The organism is Bradyrhizobium sp. HKCCYLRH1034 (assembly GCF_051168375.1).
In the GTDB taxonomy this organism is placed as follows: domain Bacteria; phylum Pseudomonadota; class Alphaproteobacteria; order Rhizobiales; family Xanthobacteraceae; genus Bradyrhizobium.
This window is the reverse complement of sequence record NZ_JBNPUW010000004.1, coordinates 321,300-340,530: the sequence shown is the minus strand read 5'-3', so window position 1 is coordinate 340,530 and position 19,231 is coordinate 321,300. Positions and strand designations below refer to the sequence as shown.

Sequence of the window (19,231 nt, the reverse complement as noted above, 5' to 3'; positions counted from 1 at the left end):
TGCTGGCGTGCAAGGCCGGCGCTACGCTCCGTGCCTGTTGGTGCAGGAGGATTATGTGACCACGTCAGACGATCAGAAAATTTCCGAAGACCGCCGCGATGCGCTGCGCTACGCGCTCGCCATCGGCTCCGGTGCCGCGCTCGCGTCCGCCATGACGACGACGCCCGCCTCGGCGCAAGCGGCCGACAACACGCTCGACCGGGTCCGCGCCAACAAGGTGCTGCGCATCGCCGTGCTGCCGGGCGAGCTGCCCTATTTCAACAAGGACCTCGCCTCCGGAACGTGGTCGGGCTTCTCGATCGAGATGGCCAACGACATCGCCAAGCTGCTCGACGTGAAGCTCGAATATGTCGAGTCGACCTACGGCAATTCGGTGCTCGACCTGCAGGCCGGCAAGATCGATCTTGGCTTCGCGCTCAACCCGACGCCGCAGCGCGCGCTGGTCATCGACTTCTGCGGCACGGTGTTTCCGCATCCGTTCGGCGCGATGCTGAAGAAGGGGATGGAGGCCAAGACCTGGGCCGACATCAACAAGCCGGAAGTGAAGATCGCCGTCGACGTCGGCTCGGCCAACGAGGCGGTGGCGCGCCGTTTTGCGCCGAACGCGACCATCAAGTCGCTGAAGTCGCGCGACGAGGTGATGCTGGAGATGGCATCGGGCCGCGTCGACGTCGTCGTCAACGCGCTGATCCTGGGCCTCACCGCGATCGCCAAGAACCCCAATCTCGGCACCTACAAGATCCTGCAGTCGCCCTCGGTCGCGATCCCCTCCAGCATGGGCGTGCGCCGCGAGGCCGACAAGCGCTGGCGCGACTTCCTCGCGGTGTGGATCGACTACAACCGCGGCATCGGCCAGATGCGCGAATGGTTCGTCAAGGGCCTGGGGCTGGCCGGCGTCAAGGCCGAGGACGTGCCGGTCGAAGTGAATATCTAATATCTAAGCGAAGCCACGCTCTCTCCTACCGTCATTGCGAGGAGCGCAGCGACGAAGCAATCCAGGACCGCGCGTGCCGCCCTGGATTGCTACGCTTCGCTCGCAACGACGGAGGCATTCGATGATGTATCGCCTCACGCCTTGTCGTAGGTCATGCCGCGCTCGAAGCGGCGGCCGAGCAGCGTCGCCGGAAACAGGATCGCGAAATAGATCAGCGCGATGATGGTGTAAACCTCGAGCGGCCGATACGTGTCGGCGTTGATCAGCGTCGCGTTGTAGACGAGATCCGGCACCGCGATCACCGACACCAGCGAGGTGTTCTTCAACTGCGTCACCGACTGGTTGACGTAAGGCGCCAGCATCGGCTTCAGCGCCTGCGGCAGGATCACGAGCCGCATCATCCGCCACGGACGCAGACCCAGCGCGCGCGCCGCATCCCACTGCCCGCGCGGCACGCTCTCGATGCTGCCGCGCACGATCTCGGCATAGAACGCCCCGGCATAGAGCGACAGCACGGTGACGGCGGCGACATGCGCCGGAATGTTGATGCCGATCACCACCGGGAACGCGTAGTAGAACCAGATGATCTGCACCAGCAGCGGCGTGCAGCGGAACAGCTCGATATAGCCGATCAGCAGCCAGTCGATCACCACCGGGCGGCGCAGCCTGACGATGCCGACGACGAGCCCGATCACCGAGCCGAGCAGGATGGTGCCGAGCGTGTACGCCATCGTCCAGCCGAGCCCCACCCAGAACAGATGGCTGTACTTGGCGAGGATGGCGAAATCCCAGGTATAGTTCATCGCAGCTCCGGCGTGACGCGGTCGCGGCCCCTCACAGATACCGGCTCGGAGCAAAGGCGGAGGCGTCGAACGGCGGCGCCTCGCCCGCGATCATCGCGGCGATCGCCGCGCCCGTGGCCGGCCCCGTGGTGAAGCCGATGTGCTGATTGCCGAATGCAAGCCACAGGCCGGAATGGCGCGGCGCCGGCCCGATCATCGGCAGCGAATCCGGCAAGGTCGGCCGCGCGCCGCGCCAGGGCTGGGCCACGGCCTCGCCGAACTCGACCACGCCGCGCGCCAGCGGCACCACCTGCTCGAGCTGGGCGAAATTCGACGGCGCATCGCGATCGGTCAGCTCGACGCCGGAGGTGACGCGCACGCCGTTCTCCATCGGCGTCATCAGGAAGCTGCCCTCGGCGTCGTGGATCGGACGGTGCAGCATGCGCGCCGGATTGGGTGTGAACTCCTGGTGATAGCCGCGCTCGAACGCCATCGGCACGCGGTAGCCGAGCGACCTGAGAATGTCCGGCGACCACGGCCCGAGCGCGACCACGACCTGGCGGGCGCGGATCTCGCCGTCGCCGAGCACGACGCGCCAGCCATCGCCGTCGGCCAGCAAGGCCCTGATCTCGGACTGGCGCAGCACGCCGCCCGCGCCCTCGAACATGCGCGCATAGGCCTTGGTGACGTTGCCGGGCGAATCGACCGACGCCGTCTGGCTATGCAGCAGGCCGACCTTGTAGACCGGCAGCAAATTCGGCTCGAGCGCCGAGATGCCCTGGCGGTCGAGCAGCTCGCTCTTGATGCCATATTCGGCCAGGAACGCCTGCTCGGCCTTGGCAGCTGCGACCGCATCGCTGCGCCACGCCTTGAGCCAGCCAGTCTCGCGGATGCGCTGCGGCTCGCCAGATCGGACGATCCAGTCGCGATGCAGCGTCAGCGAAGCGCCGATCAGGCCATGCAGCGCGGTCGCGCGCGGCTTGACGCGGGACTCCACGGCATTGGCGAGGAAGCGCAGCACCCATTCGAGGTTGCGCAGAGTCCACGATGGATCCCAGCGCACGGCCGCACTCCGATTGCGGAGATAGGACGGCAGCGCCGAGAACAGCGAGGGCTTGTTGAGCGGCAGGATCGAGCCGGAGGAGAGAATGCCGGCATTGCCATACGATGTCTCCTCGCCCGGCGCCTTGCGGTCGACCAGCACCACCGAGAACCCACGCTCCCGGATGGCGTAGGCGGAGGAGACGCCGACGATCCCCGCTCCCAGCACGACCACGTCGGCTGTCTGCTGCATACGCTCCATCGTCTCTCGATCCATCCGCCGTTTACATCAGGGTCAGGCCGCCATCGACCGGCAGCACCGCGCCGGTGACGTGGCCGGCATCTTTCGACAGCAAGAAGGCGACAGCCGCGGCGATGTCGTCGGACTCGGCAAGGCGCTGTTGCGGATTGGCAGACGCCGCCGTCTGCCACGCGGCCGGATCGAGCGAGCCGAGCCGTCCCGCATCCTTGCGCGTATAGCCGGGCACGACGACATTCGCCGTGCCGCCGCACGCAGCCAGCTCGATGGCCAGACATTTCACCAGCGCCTCCAGCGCCGCCTTGGCGGCGGCCGAGGCCGGGAAGGTGCCGCCCGGCACGAAGCGGTGCGCGACGAAGCTGGAGATCGCGACCACGCGCGCATGGGTGCTCTGCACGAGGTCAGGGAGCGCGGCGCTGGCGAGTTCATGAAAGGCCGCCGGCATCACTGCGAGTGAGCGGTCGAGCCCGTCGCGCGGCAGATCGCGAAAGCTGCGGCGGTCGGCAAAGCCAGCGGCATGCACCACCGCGTCGATCCGGCCGAAACGCGTTCGTGCCGCAGCCGCCAAACCGGTGGCAACGCCCTGCCTGGCCAGGTCACCGCAATGAAACTCGGCTTCGGCGCCGGCCTCCCGGCACGCCGCGGCGACGTCCCGCAGACGCGCGAGACCCGGTTCGTCAGCCCCCTGCCCGTGCAGCATCACGGCCTGCCCCGGCGCGGCCAGGCGGCGCGCCACGGCAGCGCCGATGCCGGCCCCGCTGCCGGTGATGATGGTGACACGCATCGCGCCCTGGTCTGCCCCTCGTTTCGCGGGGCGGACTATAGGTCCCGGACCTGCCGATGCCAACACGCGGACGGACATGCGCCGATGTCCGCCGCGCGGGACTGCCTGTTACCTCAGACGTTCGGAACCGTCCGAGCGAAGCTGATAAAATCAGTTGCTCAGCATTTGGCGCCGACGCTGCACGTCTTGGTCGACTGGGAGATCGCGCCGCCGGCCGTGCGGCATGCGGCGGCATTGGCGTTCACGCAGGCCACCTTCACCGACGTGCAGCCCGCATGATCGTTCTTCACACATTGCGTCTCGCTATAGGTGCTCAGCACGCTGCCGCCCTTCTTGCAGACGCACATTCCGGTGAGTTCGGCCTTCGCCGCAAAAGCGCTGTCGAGACCGCCGACCGCGGCAGCAACGAATAAAATCAGGTAAAGCAATACGCGCATCGTATCCTCCATGAACAGTGGCAATGCGCTCACTATGAGCGCATCCTGCATGTTATACAACTTTAAATTGCTTCAATTGCCGACGAGGATCTCTGCCCGCGGCTCCTCGTCCACTGATGCAGGTCAGGTGGTGACGCGTGCCGCGCGCCGCAGGGCCTGCGGCGGCTGGCCGAAGGCGCGAATGAAGGCGCGACGCATCCGCTCAGGATCGCGAAAGCCGGTCGCTTCCGCCACCAGCTCGATCGGCTGATGCGAGGCCTGCACCCGATCGCGCGCCACTTCCAGCCGCAGACGCTCGATCGCCTTCGACGGCGTGGTGCCGGTCTCGGCGACGAAGGCGCGGGTGAAATGCCGCGTGCTCATGCCGGCACGCTCGGCGAGATCGTCGACGGTCAGCGGGGCATCGAGGTGCTCCCGCGCCCAGGTGAGCAGATCCGCAAAGCGGCCGCTCGGCGCCTTCAGCTCCAGCAGCGAGGAGAACTGCGACTGCCCGCCGCTGCGGCGATGATACAGCACGAGCTGCCGTGCCGTCTTTTGCGCGATCTCCTCGCCGTGATCGTCGGCGACCATGGCAAGCGCGAGATCGATGCCGGCAGTGATCCCAGCCGAGCTCCAGACATTGCCGTCGCGGACATAGATGCTGTCAGGCTCGAGCTTCACATGGGGGTAGGCGCGCAGGAACTGCCGCGTGCGCTGCCAATGCGTCGTCGCGCGCCGCCCGTCCAGCAGGCCCGCTTCGGCCAGCACGAAGGCGCCGGAGCAGATGCTGGCAAGACGGGTGCCGCGCTGCGCGACCTTACGAACGAAGTTCAGCGTGCATGCGTTGCGGCTCGCAGCTTCCACGCCCTCGCCGCCGGCGATCAGTAGCGTGGTCAGCGCCGACACCGGACCGAATTTGCGCGCCAGCATTTCGGCCCCTGACGACGACCGCACGGGTCCGGGCGTGGCGGCGACGACCCTGATCGATGGCGCGGCGCGCGCATAACGCGAAGCGATCTCGAACACCGAGATCGGTCCGGCGGCGTCGAGCAACTGAAAATCGGGGTAGATGAGCACGCCGATCATGGTGGATGGCTCCGTCAGCCCAAGTCCGTGAGCCCAAGTGTGAAATCCCAAGCCCGTCCGGAAACGAGGGAACTTTGGCATATGCGCCATCCAGCGGACCATGCAGAATGCCCGCCGTCAAGCACCACACCTGCGAGCACCGCCATGGCCCAACCGCTCTCGATCGCTCTCGTCCTGTTTCCACATCTGACCCAGCTCGATCTCACCGGTCCGGTGCAGGTGTTCTCCAGCGTGCCGGGGGCGACACTGCATCTGGCGTGGAAGAGGATCGAGCCGATTCCGACCGACTCGGTCCTCACACTGATGCCGACCACCACCTTCGCTGACTGTCCGCAGGCGGACGTGATCTGCATTCCCGGCGGCTTCGGCGTCGACGCCATCCTCGATGACGCCGAGGTCATCGGCTTCATCCGCCGCCAGGCCGAAGGAGCAAGGTACGTCACCTCGGTGTGCACGGGCTCGCTCGCGCTCGGCGCCGCCGGCCTGCTGGATGGCTATCGCGCGGCAACCCATTGGAGCGCGCGCGAGTGCCTGCCGCTGTTCGGAGCAACCGCCAGCACCGAGCGCGTCTGCATCGACCGCAACCGGATCACCGGCGGCGGCGTCACGGCCGGCATCGACTTCGCGCTGACCCTGGTGGCGCAGTTGGTCGATCGTCAGACAGCGGAGGCAATCCAGCTCAGACTCGAATACAATCCGGCGCCCCCTTTCACCGCTGGATCCCCCGACACGGCGCCGCCCGAGGTGGTGTCACGGATGCTGGAGCGGATCGCACCGTTCCGGAAGCGGCGGATCGAGGCGGCGGAGCATGCGGCGGCCGCCCTCAAGACCAACCCGGCGTAGCGCAGGCTTGGCAGGCTCCCGACCGTAAAGAGGCCGCCCGGAGCTCGGGGCGGCCTTTTCCGATCGGGTCATCTCGAGCGAAATCGAATCAGCCGCCAGGAGTCCAGGGCTGATAATCACCGGTGGCCTTTGGCCTGCGACCGCTGCCCAAGGTCGAGCCGGCCGGGCGATACGCCAGCGCAGTCCCCGTCAGGTTCGGCTCATGCGGCTTTTCCCACTCGCGCGGCTTGTAGCCCTCCTGAGTCGGCGGCACGTCGACCATATGATGCATCCAGCCGTGCCATTCGGGCGGAATACGGCTGGCTTCGGCCAGGCCGTTATAGATCACCCAGCGCCGCTCGAAATGCAGCACCGGGTCGATCTTGCCGCCGGCAGTCCGATAATAGCGGTTGCCCTGTGCATCCTGCCCCACGAGCTCGCCGAAGCGCCAGGTCCACAATTGCGTGCCGAAAGTCTGGCCGTTCCACCACGTGAAGAGCTTTAGAAAGAACTGTTTCATGGGCTTGGGGCCGGTTCTGTGAAGGTCCCGGTTCTGATGCCACCCCGCCCGCATCTTGTCCAGTGTTGCACCGCCTCCGCCCGCGACGATGTATCGGTTCGCGGCGGGGAACGACATCCGCGGCCTGCGGTTAGGTCACTTTCCCCCCTGATGGAGCGATAGCGATGACCAGACTGAAGAGATGGAGCACTGCGGCGGCAGTGGCGCTGATTCTGCCGCTGGCGGCAGCGACGACGAGCTTTGCCCAGGGTCCCGGCGGCGGCGGTCGTGGTCCGGGCGGTGGTGGTGCCGCCGTCGGCGGGGGCGGTGGCGCGGCCATCGGTGGTGGCGGCGGCGGAGCGATCGGCGGCGGCGGACGCGGCGGCTTTGCGGCGGGCCCGGGTGGCGCCGGGATGAGCGGCGGCAGCTTCGCCGGACGCGCAGCCGTTGGCGGCGCAGCGCTGGCGGGTCGCGGTCCGGCGGCCGGCGCCAACGTCGCCGTCAACACGGGTGGCGGCCGCGGCAACTGGAGCGGCGGCAATTGGAGTGGCGGCGGCTGGCAGGGCGGTCACCGTGGCGGCTGGCATCACCGCGGCGGCGGCTTCTGGCCGGGTGTCGGCGTTGGCGTCGGGATCGGATTGGGCAGCAGCTATGCCTACTACAACGATCCGTATTATTACGGGCCCGACTATTACTCCGACTACTCGTACTATGACGACTCCGCGCCTGTCGCCATCGTTGGAACCGAAGGCGTCGACCCGAGCTACTGCGCACGCAGGTACCGCTCGTATGATCCGGCTTCGGGAACCTATCTCGGCTATGATGGCTTTCGCCATCCATGTCCGTAAGAGTCTGACATAGTAGCTGCGACAATAGAGGGCGGCGAGCCTATGCTCGCCGCCTTTTTCGTGCCGTATTGTTGTTTGTTCTGTGTCTAATGCGCCACGTTGCAGGCCGATTTTCGCCCATATTCCAAAATGTGCCCCGCGACGTGCAGATGATCGTCCCGTTTCGGTCCAATATTGTTTGAGCTCGTGATTCTGCCCGTTTGGCCGCTTCGCAGGCTTGGTTGATATCAGTTGATGGACACATGGATTTTCGCGGGACTCGCGCAGTGCAAACGCCGCGGGTGAGCAGCTTGGGCCTGCCGCCCGCGAACGCGCCAAGAACTTCGAACAAGGAGGCGCGCCTTGCCGACATATCTTCACTGCTTGGACGCAGCTGCATCGAAACTCGGATGCATGGGGCTGGCCGCGATGATCCCCGGCCCAGCTGGCGGACATGTCGATGATTGAGAAACGCAGATGACCTATCAGCGCCTCGCATTGGGGCTCGGTCTTGGAACGCTGCTGGCGATCGGCGCCGCGTCCACGGCGCTCGACATCAAGTCGCGCCACGACGCGGCCTGGGTGAATTCATCGCTCGACATCCTGCAGAAGACCTCCGATCTGCGTCTGCTGCTACGCGAAGCGGAAGCGACCTCTCGCGGCTACGCACTCGTCGGTGACGATCAGTTCAGGACGGAGTTTGCCGATGTCAGCACGAGAATTCCGGTCGCCATGGCCGAGCTGCGGCGCGCCGTGGCCGACAATCCCGAACCGCTGAAGCTTCTGACCGAGACCGAAGCCCTGATTGTCCGCAGGGTCGAGCTCGCTGCGGAGCTGATCCGGTTGCACGCCGCCTCGGATCGTGCGGGGCTCGAAGCCCTCAGAAGCCGCGCCGAAGGGCCGGCGACCATGAGCGAGATCACGGCCCATCTCGACCGTTTCGTTGCCGATCAGCGCAAGCTGCTGACGCAGCGTTCGATGACGTCGAAATCCACCGGATCGCTGCTGCTCACGATCGACCTGTGCGGTCTCGCGCTGCTGCTGATCATCGCCTTCTACCTCATCCGGCGGACCTATCTCCACGATCGTGCGCTGCGCGCGTCGCTGGTCCGCTCCGAAGCCGAGGCCAACTCGCTGGCGGAAAAGGCCGAGCAACAGCATCTCGACCTGATCGCCGCCCATGAGAAGCTGCGCCATTCCGCCGAGATCCTGCAGAACACGTTCAACAGCATGGCAGAGGGCGTGCTCGTCATCGATGCCACGGACACGGTGGTATTCTCGAACCCCGCGGTCGAACATCTGCTCGGCTACAGCCCGGAAAAGAATCTGGCCGACGTCCGCGCGCGCCTCCGCGTCTACGAAAGCGACGGCGTGACGCCTGTCGCAGCACACGACCTGCCGACGCCGCGAGCGTTGCGGGGCGAGAGCTTCGACCGCCGCGAGCTGATCGTCTACCGGCCCGACCGGGACGAGACGCTGCGGCTGATGATCTCCGGCCGCCCGCTGCGCGACGCCGCGGGCGGCATTACCGGCGCGGCGATGGTCTATCACGACATCACCACGGCGCACGAGACCGAGCGGCTGCTGCAGCAGGCGCAGAAGCTGGATGCGATCGGCAAGCTCACCGGCGGCGTCGCACACGACTTCAACAACATGCTGACGATCATTACCGGCACCATCGAAACGCTGGCCGACGAGGTGAAGGACCGCCCCGCCGCCGCGGCGACCGCGGCGCTGATCGGACAGGCGGCAGACCGCTGCACCGAGCTGATCCGGCATCTGCTCGCCTTCGCCCGCAAGCAGCCGCTGCATCCGCGCGACAGCGACGTCAACAGCACGATTCTCGACATCGCAAAGCTGCTGCGTCCGACCCTCGGCGAGCAGATCGAAATCAACTCGATCCTCGAAGAGGAGACGCTGATCACGCACATCGATTCGGCGCAGCTCGCCAACTCGCTGGTCAACATGGCGATCAACGCCCGCGACGCGATGCCCAATGGCGGCAAGCTGCTGCTGGAATCGCGCAGGGTGGAGCTCGATGAGGCCTATGCCTCAGCCAACGCCGGCGTGACGCCCGGCCCCTATGTCATGGTCGCCGTCAGCGACACGGGTACTGGCATGTTGCCGGAGGTCCGCGACCGCGCCTTCGAACCCTTCTTCACGACGAAGGAAGCCGGCAAGGGCTCCGGCCTCGGCCTCAGCATGGTCTACGGCTTCGTCAAGCAATCCGGCGGCCACATCAAGATCTACAGCGAGGAAGGACGGGGCACCACGATCCGGCTCTACATCCCTGTGCCCAAGGGACAGGCTGCGAGCCCTGCTCCGCCCGAGCCCCCGCCGCCGCGCGGCGAGGAGACCATCTTCATCGTCGAGGACGATCCACTGGTGCAGGACTTCGTCGTCTCACAGTTGCAGAGCCTCGGCTACAAGACCATCACCGCATCGACCGGGGTCGAGGCGCTGGCCAAGATCGACTCCGGCCAAAGCTTCGATCTCCTGTTCACCGACGTCATCATGCCCGGCGGCGTCAACGGCAAGGAGCTCGCCGAGGAGGCGCTGCGGCAGCGGCCCGGCACCAAGGTGCTGTACACGTCCGGCTATACCGACAATGCGATGGTCGAGCACGGTCGCCTCGACCAGGCTGCGCTGCTGCTCACCAAGCCCTATCGCAAGTCGGAGCTCGCCAAGATGGTGCGGCTGGCGCTGGCAGGCCCCGTGGATGACGCCTTGGCCGATGATGCCTTGGCCGAGAACGCCTTTTCCGAGGACGCACCGACGCGCGCTCACTTCTCCTGACTTGACCATCGCGCGGATCGGAACTGCGATCGTCACGGATCTGGGCGCCACAAATTCCAATGGAAACCTACCCCATGCAATTGGCAGGACGCGACGGCATCCCGCGCCATTGGAGGCCACCGATGATCCGTCGGCGGGTGGTGATCGGGCTCGGCCTTGGAACCCTGCTCGCGATCGGCGCCGCGTCGACGGGACTGGACATCAAGGCGCGCAACGATACCGCCCTGGTCGAGCACACGATGGAGGTGCTGGAGAAATCCTCCGAGCTCCGCGCCCTGCTGCGACAGTCAGAAGCCGCCTCGCGCGGCTTCGCATTGTCCGGAGCCGACCGGTTCATCGCAGAGTTTCAGGCGACGAGTGGACTTATTCCTGCGGCCTGGGCGGACCTGCAAGGGCTCGTCCGGGACAATTCCTCGCAGAGCGAGCGGCTGCGATCGATTTATGGCATCGTGCAGCGGCGCATTCAGCTTGCCGGCGAGCTGATCCGTCGCCACGCGGCGAACGATCGCGACGGCCTGCAGGCGCTGGCGGCGAGCGCGGCCGGTCCGGCGGCGATGACGACGATCAACCAGGCGCTCGACGCCTTTACCGATGAGGAGCGCCGGCTGCTGGCGGACCGCGCCACGATCTCGCGACGAACCGGATCCTGGCTACTGGCGATCGACCTCGCCGGCGTCGGCCTGCTGCTCCTGATGTCGGCCTATCTCGTCCGGCGCGCTCATCTTTCCGACCGGGCGCTGCGCTCGTCCCTCACCCGGTCACGGGAGACCGCGACCTCGCTGGAAGCCCAGGCCGTGCAGCAGCGCAGCGATCTCGCCGCCGCCTATGACGCGCTGCGCCGCTTCTCCGCCATTCTCACGAACACCTTCAACAGCATGGCCGAGGGCGTCCTCGTCGTCGATCCCGAAGGCACGATCATGCTGTCGAACCAGGCGATGGGACGTTTCCTGGGAACGAATGTGGGCAAGACCTTCGCCGAGATGCAGGCCGCCAACCAGTTCTACGAGAGCGACGCCGTCACCCGCATCGTCGATGAGGAGCTCCCGATCGCGCGCGCCTTGTGCGGGCTGTCGTTCGACCGCCGCGAGGTCGTGGTCAAGCCGACCGACGGCCGGCCGCAGTTTCGCCTGATGGTCAGCGGGCGGCCGCTGCGCAATTCCGCAGGCGCGATCAGCGGCGCCGCGCTGGTGTATCACGACGTCACCGACGTGCACGAGACCGAGCGCCTGCTGCAGCAGGCGCAGAAGCTCGATGCCATCGGCAAGCTCACCGGCGGCGTCGCGCACGACTTCAACAACATGCTGACGATCATCACCGGGTCGATCGAGGTCCTGATCGACGCGGTGCAGGACCGGCCGGCGGCGGCCGAGTTCGCAGCCCTGATCGGCAGGGCCACCGATCGTTGCACCGAGCTGATCCGGCATCTGCTCGCCTTCGCCCGCAAGCAGCCGCTGCGTCCGCGCGACATCGACGTCAACGCCACGGTGGAGGACATCGCCAAGCTGCTGCGGCCGACCCTCGGCGAGCAGGTCGAGATCAGGACCGTTCTTGCCGACGAGGATCTCATCGCCCATGTCGATTCCGCGCAGCTCGCGAACGCGCTGGTCAACATGGCGATCAACGCGCGCGATGCGATGCCCGATGGCGGCAGGCTGCTCCTGGAGACGGCGAAGACCACGCTCGACGCGGCCCATGCAGCGGCCAATCCCGGCATCGTGCCCGGTTCCTACGTCATGGTCGCGGTCAGCGACACCGGCAGCGGCATGCCGCGGGAGGTGAAGGACCGCGCCTTCGAGCCGTTCTTCACCACCAAGGATGCCGGCAAGGGCTCCGGTCTCGGCCTCAGCATGGTCTATGGCTTCGTCAGGCAGTCCGGCGGCCACGTCAAGCTTCAGAGCGAGCAGAACCGCGGCACGACGATCCGGCTCTATCTGCCGGCGGCGCAGGCGACGCAGCAGATCGAGACGGAGCACGAGCAGGCGCTGCCGCATGGCCGCGAGACGATCCTGGTGGTCGAGGACGATCCGCTGGTGCGCGACTTCGTGCTCGCGCAGTTGCAGGGCCTCGGCTACACCACCCTCGTCGCCTCGCAGGCCTCGGAGGCGCTGGCCATCGCCGCGCGGAACCAGCCCTTCGACCTGCTGTTCACCGACGTCATCATGCCCGGCGGCATCAGCGGCCGGCAGCTCGCCGAAACCATCATGACCACGCGCCCCGCGCTCCCAGTGCTCTACACCTCCGGCTATACCGGCGATGAGATGGTCGAGAACCGGCAGCTCGTGCCGGACGCGCTGCTGCTGACCAAGCCCTATCGCCGCGCCGAGCTCGCGCAGATGGTGCGGCAGGCGCTGGACGGCAAGCCGGCGGCCGGCTGGCGTTAGCCGCGGGTCGCCATCGCCACCGCGGCCAGCGTGAAGGCCAGCGCGGCCACCTGCCCTGCCCCGAGCGGCTCGCGCAGCGCGATCGCGGAGGCCAGGACGCCGATCACCGGCACCGCCATGGTGCCGATCGCCGCCACCGAGGCCGGCAGCCGCGACAGCGCCGCGAACCAGGCGACATAGGCGACGCAGAACTGGATCACGGTGGAATAGAACATCAGCGCCCAGTCGAGCTGATCCAGCTTCGTCCAGTCGGAATGCTCGACCGCGAAGCCCACGAGCACGATCGGCACGCAGCCGATGCCGATCTGCCAGGCCGCCGCCGACAGCGGCGGCAGCCTGATCGGGAGCTTCTTGGCCATGACCGTGCCGAGCGCGAAGCCGAACGCGCCGCCGAGCACCATCAGGATGCCCGGCAGCTTGTCGCGGCTGGCGGTGAGCCCGTTGCTGCCCATGATCGAAGCCAGCCCCGCGAACGCCAGCACCAGCGCGAGCACGCGCAACAGCGTCGGCCGCTCGCCGAGAATCGGCCAGGCCAAGAGCGAGGCCCACACCGGCATGGTGTAGGCGATCAGCGCCGCCTCGCTCGCCGGCAGCCACAGCAGCGCCAGCCCCATCAGCACCATCCAGGCGGTGACGTTGAGCATCCCGGCCAGGATCAGCCGCGGCCAGACCTCCCGTGGCACGGCGAGGCTCTGGCGGCGGATGACGGCCAGCAGCGCCAACAGCAGCGCCCCCACCACCCCGGTGGTGCCGCGCAGAGTGAGCGGCGGCAGCACGCCGACCAGATGCTTGGTGACCGGCCAGTTGAAGCCCCAGCCGAGCGAGGTGATGGCGAGGAACATCAGCCCGGCGGGCGTGATCCGCCCGCTGGCCACTGGCTTGTCTGTCATGGAATCACCGGCGCCGTCCGTGGGACGATGAGCTTGCCGGCGTTTTCCCGGCCACACCAGGGATTGTGGGGCATGCCTGCCCCGCGCACGCTCCGTAGGCGCCCGTGAGTCCCGCTGATGCAAGCGAAACACGTCATTGGCACGCGAATAAATCTGCCCCTGTGAACAGCGGGACGAAGCCCTGTGGACAGCCTGCGGCACAAATTTTTTCGGTTTCGAATCCGCGAGGACTCGCCGATAGTTACGGCCATCACGATACCGGCACACGCCCTGGTTATCCCGTACTTTCCCCCATATTTAGTGTTTGGTTAGGGAACCCCCACTAGTCCTTGACGTGGGAAGCGGAGTCGTCCTAGCTTCCGGCCCGGTTCGGCGCACAGTCATGTTTCGGGTCTGGCCGGCCGCTTCCCTCGAGAGGGTTCGAAGACGACCACGCCGCCGTCGCCACGGCAGCGGGCGTGGGTCGCCGTCTGCCCTGTAGACCATCGCTGCGCCGACGCGCCCCGACGGGGAACCCACTAGATGTGGGGCCTCCCCTGCAGGGACGACGGAGCAGAACGGCGGGAGTGACGCGTTGAGAACGGACGGTGCGGGCAGCGGACGGGCTGCACGCGCCGCGTAGGAAGACGGGGCGAGACGCCGGACAACGGCGCAAGGCCTTCGTCTTCGAGGCTGAACAGATGCGGACCGGGCAACCGGTTGAACTGCGGCGGCAGACGAATTTTCCGGCAGCGTCCGGGGACTTCCAGCCGCCGCCCTTGGATGCAATGATCCCGGCCGCCAACAACGCGGTCCGGCAAGAACAATTGGGGCTCGCGATGCGGATTGAACGGCGCAACACCACCGAAGGACAGTCGCCCTATGCAGGGATCGACTTCCGCCTGACCACGTCCGAGATCAAGAATCCGGATGGCTCCGTGGTGTTCCGGCTCGAGAATGTCGAGGTCCCCGAGTTCTGGTCGCAGGTCGCCTCCGACGTGCTGGCGCAGAAGTATTTCCGCAAGGCCGGCGTAGCCGCCAAGCTGAAGAAGGTCGAGGAAGAGAGCGTGCCGTCGTGGCTGTGGCGCTCGGTGCCCGACACCGAGGCGCTGGCCGCTCTCCCTGAGAACGAGCGCTACGGCAGCGAGCGCTCGGCCAAGCAGGTGTTCGACCGTCTCGCCGGCTGCTGGACCTATTGGGGCTGGAAGGGCAACTACTTCTCCTCGGAAGCGGACGCGCAGGCGTTCTATGACGAGCTCCGCGTCATGCTCGCCAAGCAGATGGTCGCGCCGAACTCGCCGCAATGGTTCAACACCGGCCTGCACTGGGCCTACGGCATCGACGGCCCCGGCCAGGGCCACTATTACGTCGACTACAAGACCGGCAAGCTGACCAAGTCGAAGTCCTCCTACGAGCATCCGCAGCCGCACGCCTGCTTCATCCAGGGCGTCGAGGACGACCTCGTCAATGACGGCGGCATCATGGACCTGTGGGTGCGCGAGGCGCGCCTGTTCAAATACGGCTCCGGCACCGGCTCCAACTTCTCGCGGCTGCGCGGCGAAGGCGAGCGGCTGTCGGGCGGCGGCCGCTCGTCCGGCCTGATGAGCTTCCTCAAGATCGGCGACCGCGCCGCCGGCGCCATCAAGTCGGGCGGCACGACGCGCCGCGCCGCCAAGATGGTGGTGGTCGACGCCGACCATCCGGACATCGAGGCCTATATCGACTGGAAGGTGAAGGAGGAGCAGAAGGTCGCGGCGCTGGTCACCGGCTCCAAGATCAACCAGAAGCACCTCAAGGCCGTGATGAAGGCCTGCGTCAATTGCGAGGGCTCCGGCGACGACTGCTTCGATCCCGAGAAGAACCCTGCCCTGCGCCGCGAGATCAAGCTCGCGCGCCGCGCGCTGGTGCCCGACAACTACATCAAGCGGGTCATCCAGTTCGCCAAGCAGGGCTACAAGGACATCGACTTCCCGATCTACGACACGGACTGGGATTCCGAGGCGTATCTGACCGTCTCCGGCCAGAACTCCAACAACTCGGTGTCGCTGAAGGACGACTTCCTCCGCGCGGTCGAGACCGACGGCGACTGGAGCCTGATCGGCCGCACCAACAAGAAGGTCGTCAAGACGCTGAAGGCCAGGGACCTCTGGGAGAAGATCGGCCACGCCGCCTGGGCCTCGGCCGATCCCGGCCTGCACTTCAACACCACGATGAACGACTGGCACACCTGCAAGGCGTCCGGCGACATCCGCGCGTCCAATCCGTGCTCGGAATACATGTTCCTGGACGACACCGCGTGCAACCTGGCCTCGGCCAATCTGCTGACGTTCTACAATACGGAAACGAAGCACTTCGACGTCGGCGCCTACGAGCATCTCTGCCGGCTCTGGACGGTCGTGCTCGAGATCTCCGTGCTGATGGCGCAGTTCCCGTCGAAGGCGATCGCCGAGCTCTCCTACGAGTTCCGCACGCTGGGGCTCGGCTATGCCAATATCGGCGGCCTGCTGATGACCATGGGCCTGTCCTACGACTCCAAGGAAGGCCGCGCGCTGTGCGGCGCGCTCTCGGCGATCATGACCGGCATCGCCTACAAGACCTCCGCCGAGATGGCCGGCGAGCTCGGATCCTTCCCCGGCTACAAGAAGAACGCCGCGCACATGCTGCGCGTCATCCGCAACCATCGCCGCGCCGCGCGCGGCGAGGCGACCGGCTATGAGGCGCTCTCGGTCGCCCCGGTGCCGCTCGACCACGCCCACTGCCCGCAGGTCTCGCTCGTCAGCCACGCCATCCAGGCCTGGGACGACGCGCTCGCGCTCGGCGAGACCAACGGCTACCGCAACGCCCAGGTCACCGTGGTCGCCCCCACCGGCACCATCGGCCTGGTGATGGACTGCGACACCACCGGCATCGAGCCTGATTTCGCGCTGGTGAAGTTCAAGAAGCTGGCCGGCGGCGGCTACTTCAAGATCATCAACCGCGCGGTGCCCGCGGCGCTGCGCGTGCTCGGCTATCGCGAGAGCGAGATCGCCGAGATCGAGGCCTATGCGGTCGGCCACGGCTCGCTGTCGAACGCCCCCGGCGTCAACGCCACCACCCTGAAGGCCAAGGGCTTCACCGACGAGGCCATCGCCAAGGTCGAGAAGGCGCTGCCAACCGCGTTCGACATCAAGTTCGTGTTCAACAAGTGGACGCTCGGCGAGGACTTCATCGTCAAGCAGCTCGGCGTCACCACTGATGCGATCGCCGCCCCCACCTTCGACCTGCTCACCGCGATCGGCTTCACCAAGCGCGAGATCGAGGCCGCCAACGTGCACATCTGCGGCGCGATGACGGTCGAGGGTGCTCCGCATCTGAAGGCCGAGCACTATTCGGTGTTCGACTGCGCCAATCCCTGCGGCAAGATCGGCAAGCGCTATCTCTCGGTCGAGAGCCACATCCGCATGATGGCGGCGGCGCAGCCGTTCATCTCGGGCGCGATCTCCAAGACCATCAACATGCCGAACGACGCCACGGTCGAGGACTGCAAGGCGGCGTATCTGTTGTCCTGGAAGCTCGCGCTGAAGGCCAACGCGCTCTACCGCGACGGCTCGAAGCTGTCGCAGCCGCTCAACTCGCAGCTCATCGCCGACGATGACGACGAGGACGATGCGGTCGAGTCCTTCTACGACAAGCCGATGGCGGCGCGCGCCACGCAGGTCTCGGAGAAGATCGTCGAGAAGCTGGTCGAGCGCATCGTCGTGATGCGCGAGCGCGAGAAGATGCCGGATCGCCGCAAGGGCTACACCCAGAAGGCGGTCGTCGGCGGCCACAAGGTGTATTTGCGCACCGGCGAGTATGACGACGGCCGCCTCGGCGAGATCTTCATCGACATGCACAAGGAGGGCGCGGCACTGCGCTCCTTCATCAACAACTTCGCCATCGCGGTGTCGCTCGGCCTCCAGTACGGCGTGCCGCTGGAGGAGTATGTCGACGCCTTCACCTTCACCCGCTTCGAGCCGGCCGGTCCCGTGCAGGGCAACGACTCGATCAAGTATGCGACGTCGATCCTCGACTACGTGTTCCGCGAGCTCGCCGTCAGCTACATGTCGCGCTTCGACCTCGCCCATGTCGACCCCTCCGAGAGCAATTTCGACGCGCTCGGCCGCGGCGTCGACGAAGGCAAGCCGTCGGAGGACGGCCCGAGCCAGCAGGCCACGAAATACGTCTCGCGCGGCCTGACCCGCTCCCGCACCGACAACCTCGTGGTGATGCGCGGCGGCTCCTCGTCCCCCTCCCCTGCAGGGGGAGGGTCGATCGGAAGCACCGCTTCCGATCGGGGTGGGGTGAATCTCACCGCCCTCTCCCACGCCCGCGCCGGCGACTCCCTCGACGGCGCCGTCGCCCTGAAGCAGGAGCCGCAGCACGACCTCTCGCCCACCGAGAAGCTCGAGGCCCTGCAATGGAGCAAGGCCGGCACGGCCAACGCGCAAGGCGCCTCCAAGGCCGAACGCCGCGCCGAAGCCAAGGCCAAGGGCTACGAAGGCGAGATGTGCTCGGAGTGCGGCAACTTCACCCTGGTGCGGAACGGCACGTGCATGAAGTGCGATACGTGCGGAAGCACGACGGGGTGTTCGTGAAGCCGGCAGTTGCTGTTTGATCAAGCGTTGAAGACGAAAGGCGGCCCATGGGCCGCCTTTCGAGCTACTATCCCCCTTTGAGGCATCGCGACACATATGAATCCGTCGGATGAAATGAGGTTTGATCTGCGCGACAATGGGGGAAATCTAGCCGGATGCGAATGGATTGCTGCCGAAGGCGTCATAACAGATACGACCGCCGACAATTTGCGAGCATTCCTCGACAGTTTCGGCCACACCCACAACCCAGGTAGACCGGCAATACGTTTTCACTCCCCAGGCGGCAGCTTATCTGGAGGCATCAAGCTCGGAGAACTGGTTCGGCAGCTGAAATTCGACACTGAGGTTGGACAAAGCCAGCCCGATGAATATGGCCATTGGCGCCGAGCGCCTGGCTTCTGTGCATCAGCTTGCTCTTTTGCCTTCCTTGGTGGATTGCATCGCTCAGTTTCCGCAGGGGAGTTTGGAGTACATCAGTTCTATAACGAACTCTCGCTTAGAGATCCCTTCGCTAAACTTTTTAGCGCGCTTGACGTTTCACACCACCAGCTGGTTTCGGCAATGCTGATAGACTATGTCTATCGGATGGGTGTCGATCCAAGACTTGTCTCATTGGCTTCATCTGTGCTTCCCGAGCAGATGCATTTTCTCGCCGAGGAAGAACTGAACGACCTGAAAGTACGCTGGCACCCCAAAGAGTTCCAACCATGGTCAATCGTGCCAATGGGCGGGGGGATCGCAGCAGCAACACATTCAAGAGATAGAACGCGATTTGCGCATTTTTTGTACCGAGAGGATGGCGTCCCCACTCTACTCATAACCAACACTGAGCCGCATCTAACCCAAGAGAGGCTTGATACTGCAGTCAAGGACATCGCCAGCGTCGAAGCATTCGGTTTGGTATTTCCCTCGTCCGCTTTGAACGTGAGATTCAAAGATAATGTACTAGCGCTCGAATACTCCCTAAAAGGGGTTGATAGCCTGATCGTTGAGACGTCTCGTCAAAGACTCGTAGGCGTGGACGGACCAAGGTATATTTTGAATACTTTTTCATATCTCATGCCTGAACAAAACGCCAAGATCGCCATTGATCTTGCCGCCAAAAATCCGGTCTGATTT

The 19,231-nt window shown here is 65.8% G+C and carries 14 protein-coding genes; 7 read left to right on the top strand and 7 right to left on the bottom strand.

Going from position 1 to position 19,231, the window contains the following annotated elements:
- Positions 1–55: 55 nt before the first annotated feature.
- The gene (locus ACQR0W_RS11875; protein WP_315737759.1) at positions 56–934 is read left to right on the top strand and encodes a transporter substrate-binding domain-containing protein; all 879 of its coding nucleotides are present in this window, start codon (positions 56–58) and stop codon (positions 932–934) included.
- 134 nt (positions 935–1,068) lie between these two features.
- Here ACQR0W_RS11875 and ACQR0W_RS11870 read toward each other — a convergent pair whose 3' ends face one another.
- The 5 genes from ACQR0W_RS11870 to ACQR0W_RS11850 form a co-directional block, all read right to left on the bottom strand.
- On the bottom strand, positions 1,069–1,737 hold the full coding sequence (locus ACQR0W_RS11870) for an amino acid ABC transporter permease (RefSeq protein WP_315755635.1): 669 nt from the start codon (positions 1,735–1,737) through the stop codon (positions 1,069–1,071).
- Between the two features lie 31 nt (positions 1,738–1,768).
- The gene (locus ACQR0W_RS11865) at positions 1,769–3,019 is read right to left on the bottom strand and encodes an NAD(P)/FAD-dependent oxidoreductase (RefSeq protein WP_315755636.1); all 1,251 of its coding nucleotides are present in this window, start codon (positions 3,017–3,019) and stop codon (positions 1,769–1,771) included.
- Positions 3,020–3,041: 22 nt separating this feature from the next.
- Entirely contained in the window at positions 3,042–3,800 is a 759-nt protein-coding gene (locus ACQR0W_RS11860; protein WP_315755637.1) for an SDR family NAD(P)-dependent oxidoreductase, read from the bottom strand.
- 158 nt (positions 3,801–3,958) lie between these two features.
- Entirely contained in the window at positions 3,959–4,288 is a 330-nt protein-coding gene (locus ACQR0W_RS11855; RefSeq protein ID WP_316186929.1) for a hypothetical protein, read from the bottom strand.
- Positions 4,289–4,360: 72 nt separating this feature from the next.
- Positions 4,361–5,302, bottom strand: a complete 942-nt coding sequence (locus tag ACQR0W_RS11850; protein ID WP_315755639.1) for a GlxA family transcriptional regulator — start codon at positions 5,300–5,302, stop codon at positions 4,361–4,363.
- A gap of 144 nt (positions 5,303–5,446) precedes the next feature.
- On the opposite strand from ACQR0W_RS11850, the gene ACQR0W_RS11845 reads away from it, so the two are divergent.
- Positions 5,447–6,145: a DJ-1/PfpI family protein gene (locus ACQR0W_RS11845; RefSeq protein ID WP_315751712.1), complete on the top strand. Its 699-nt coding sequence runs from the start codon at positions 5,447–5,449 to the stop codon at positions 6,143–6,145.
- 88 nt (positions 6,146–6,233) lie between these two features.
- Here the strand turns inward: ACQR0W_RS11845 and ACQR0W_RS11840 are convergent, their stop codons facing one another.
- A complete protein-coding gene (locus ACQR0W_RS11840) occupies positions 6,234–6,644 on the bottom strand; it encodes an NADH:ubiquinone oxidoreductase subunit NDUFA12 (RefSeq protein ID WP_315712239.1) in 411 nt (136 codons plus the stop codon).
- A gap of 164 nt (positions 6,645–6,808) precedes the next feature.
- Here ACQR0W_RS11840 and ACQR0W_RS11835 point away from each other — a divergent pair, with 164 nt between their 5' ends.
- From ACQR0W_RS11835 to ACQR0W_RS11825, 3 genes are all read left to right on the top strand, one after another.
- On the top strand, positions 6,809–7,471 hold the full coding sequence (locus ACQR0W_RS11835) for a BA14K family protein (RefSeq protein ID WP_315751713.1): 663 nt from the start codon (positions 6,809–6,811) through the stop codon (positions 7,469–7,471).
- Positions 7,472–7,927: 456 nt separating this feature from the next.
- Entirely contained in the window at positions 7,928–10,246 is a 2,319-nt protein-coding gene (locus tag ACQR0W_RS11830) for a CHASE3 domain-containing protein (protein WP_316170454.1), read from the top strand.
- Between the two features lie 122 nt (positions 10,247–10,368).
- Positions 10,369–12,627: a CHASE3 domain-containing protein gene (locus ACQR0W_RS11825; protein WP_316186927.1), complete on the top strand. Its 2,259-nt coding sequence runs from the start codon at positions 10,369–10,371 to the stop codon at positions 12,625–12,627.
- Here ACQR0W_RS11825 and ACQR0W_RS11820 read toward each other — a convergent pair.
- Positions 12,624–13,517 carry a DMT family transporter gene (locus ACQR0W_RS11820; protein WP_316170452.1) on the bottom strand — a complete coding sequence of 298 codons (894 nt, stop codon included), beginning with the start codon at positions 13,515–13,517 and terminating at the stop codon, positions 12,624–12,626. The genes ACQR0W_RS11825 and ACQR0W_RS11820 overlap by 4 nt on opposite strands.
- Before the next feature lie 818 nt (positions 13,518–14,335).
- Here ACQR0W_RS11820 and ACQR0W_RS11815 point away from each other — a divergent pair.
- Positions 14,336–18,112, top strand: coding sequence for a vitamin B12-dependent ribonucleotide reductase (locus ACQR0W_RS11815; RefSeq protein WP_316170451.1), 3,777 nt, complete (start codon positions 14,336–14,338; stop codon positions 18,110–18,112).
- A gap of 114 nt (positions 18,113–18,226) precedes the next feature.
- Positions 18,227–19,228: a hypothetical protein gene (locus tag ACQR0W_RS11810; RefSeq protein WP_316186926.1), complete on the top strand. Its 1,002-nt coding sequence runs from the start codon at positions 18,227–18,229 to the stop codon at positions 19,226–19,228.
- Positions 19,229–19,231: the final 3 nt, after the last annotated feature.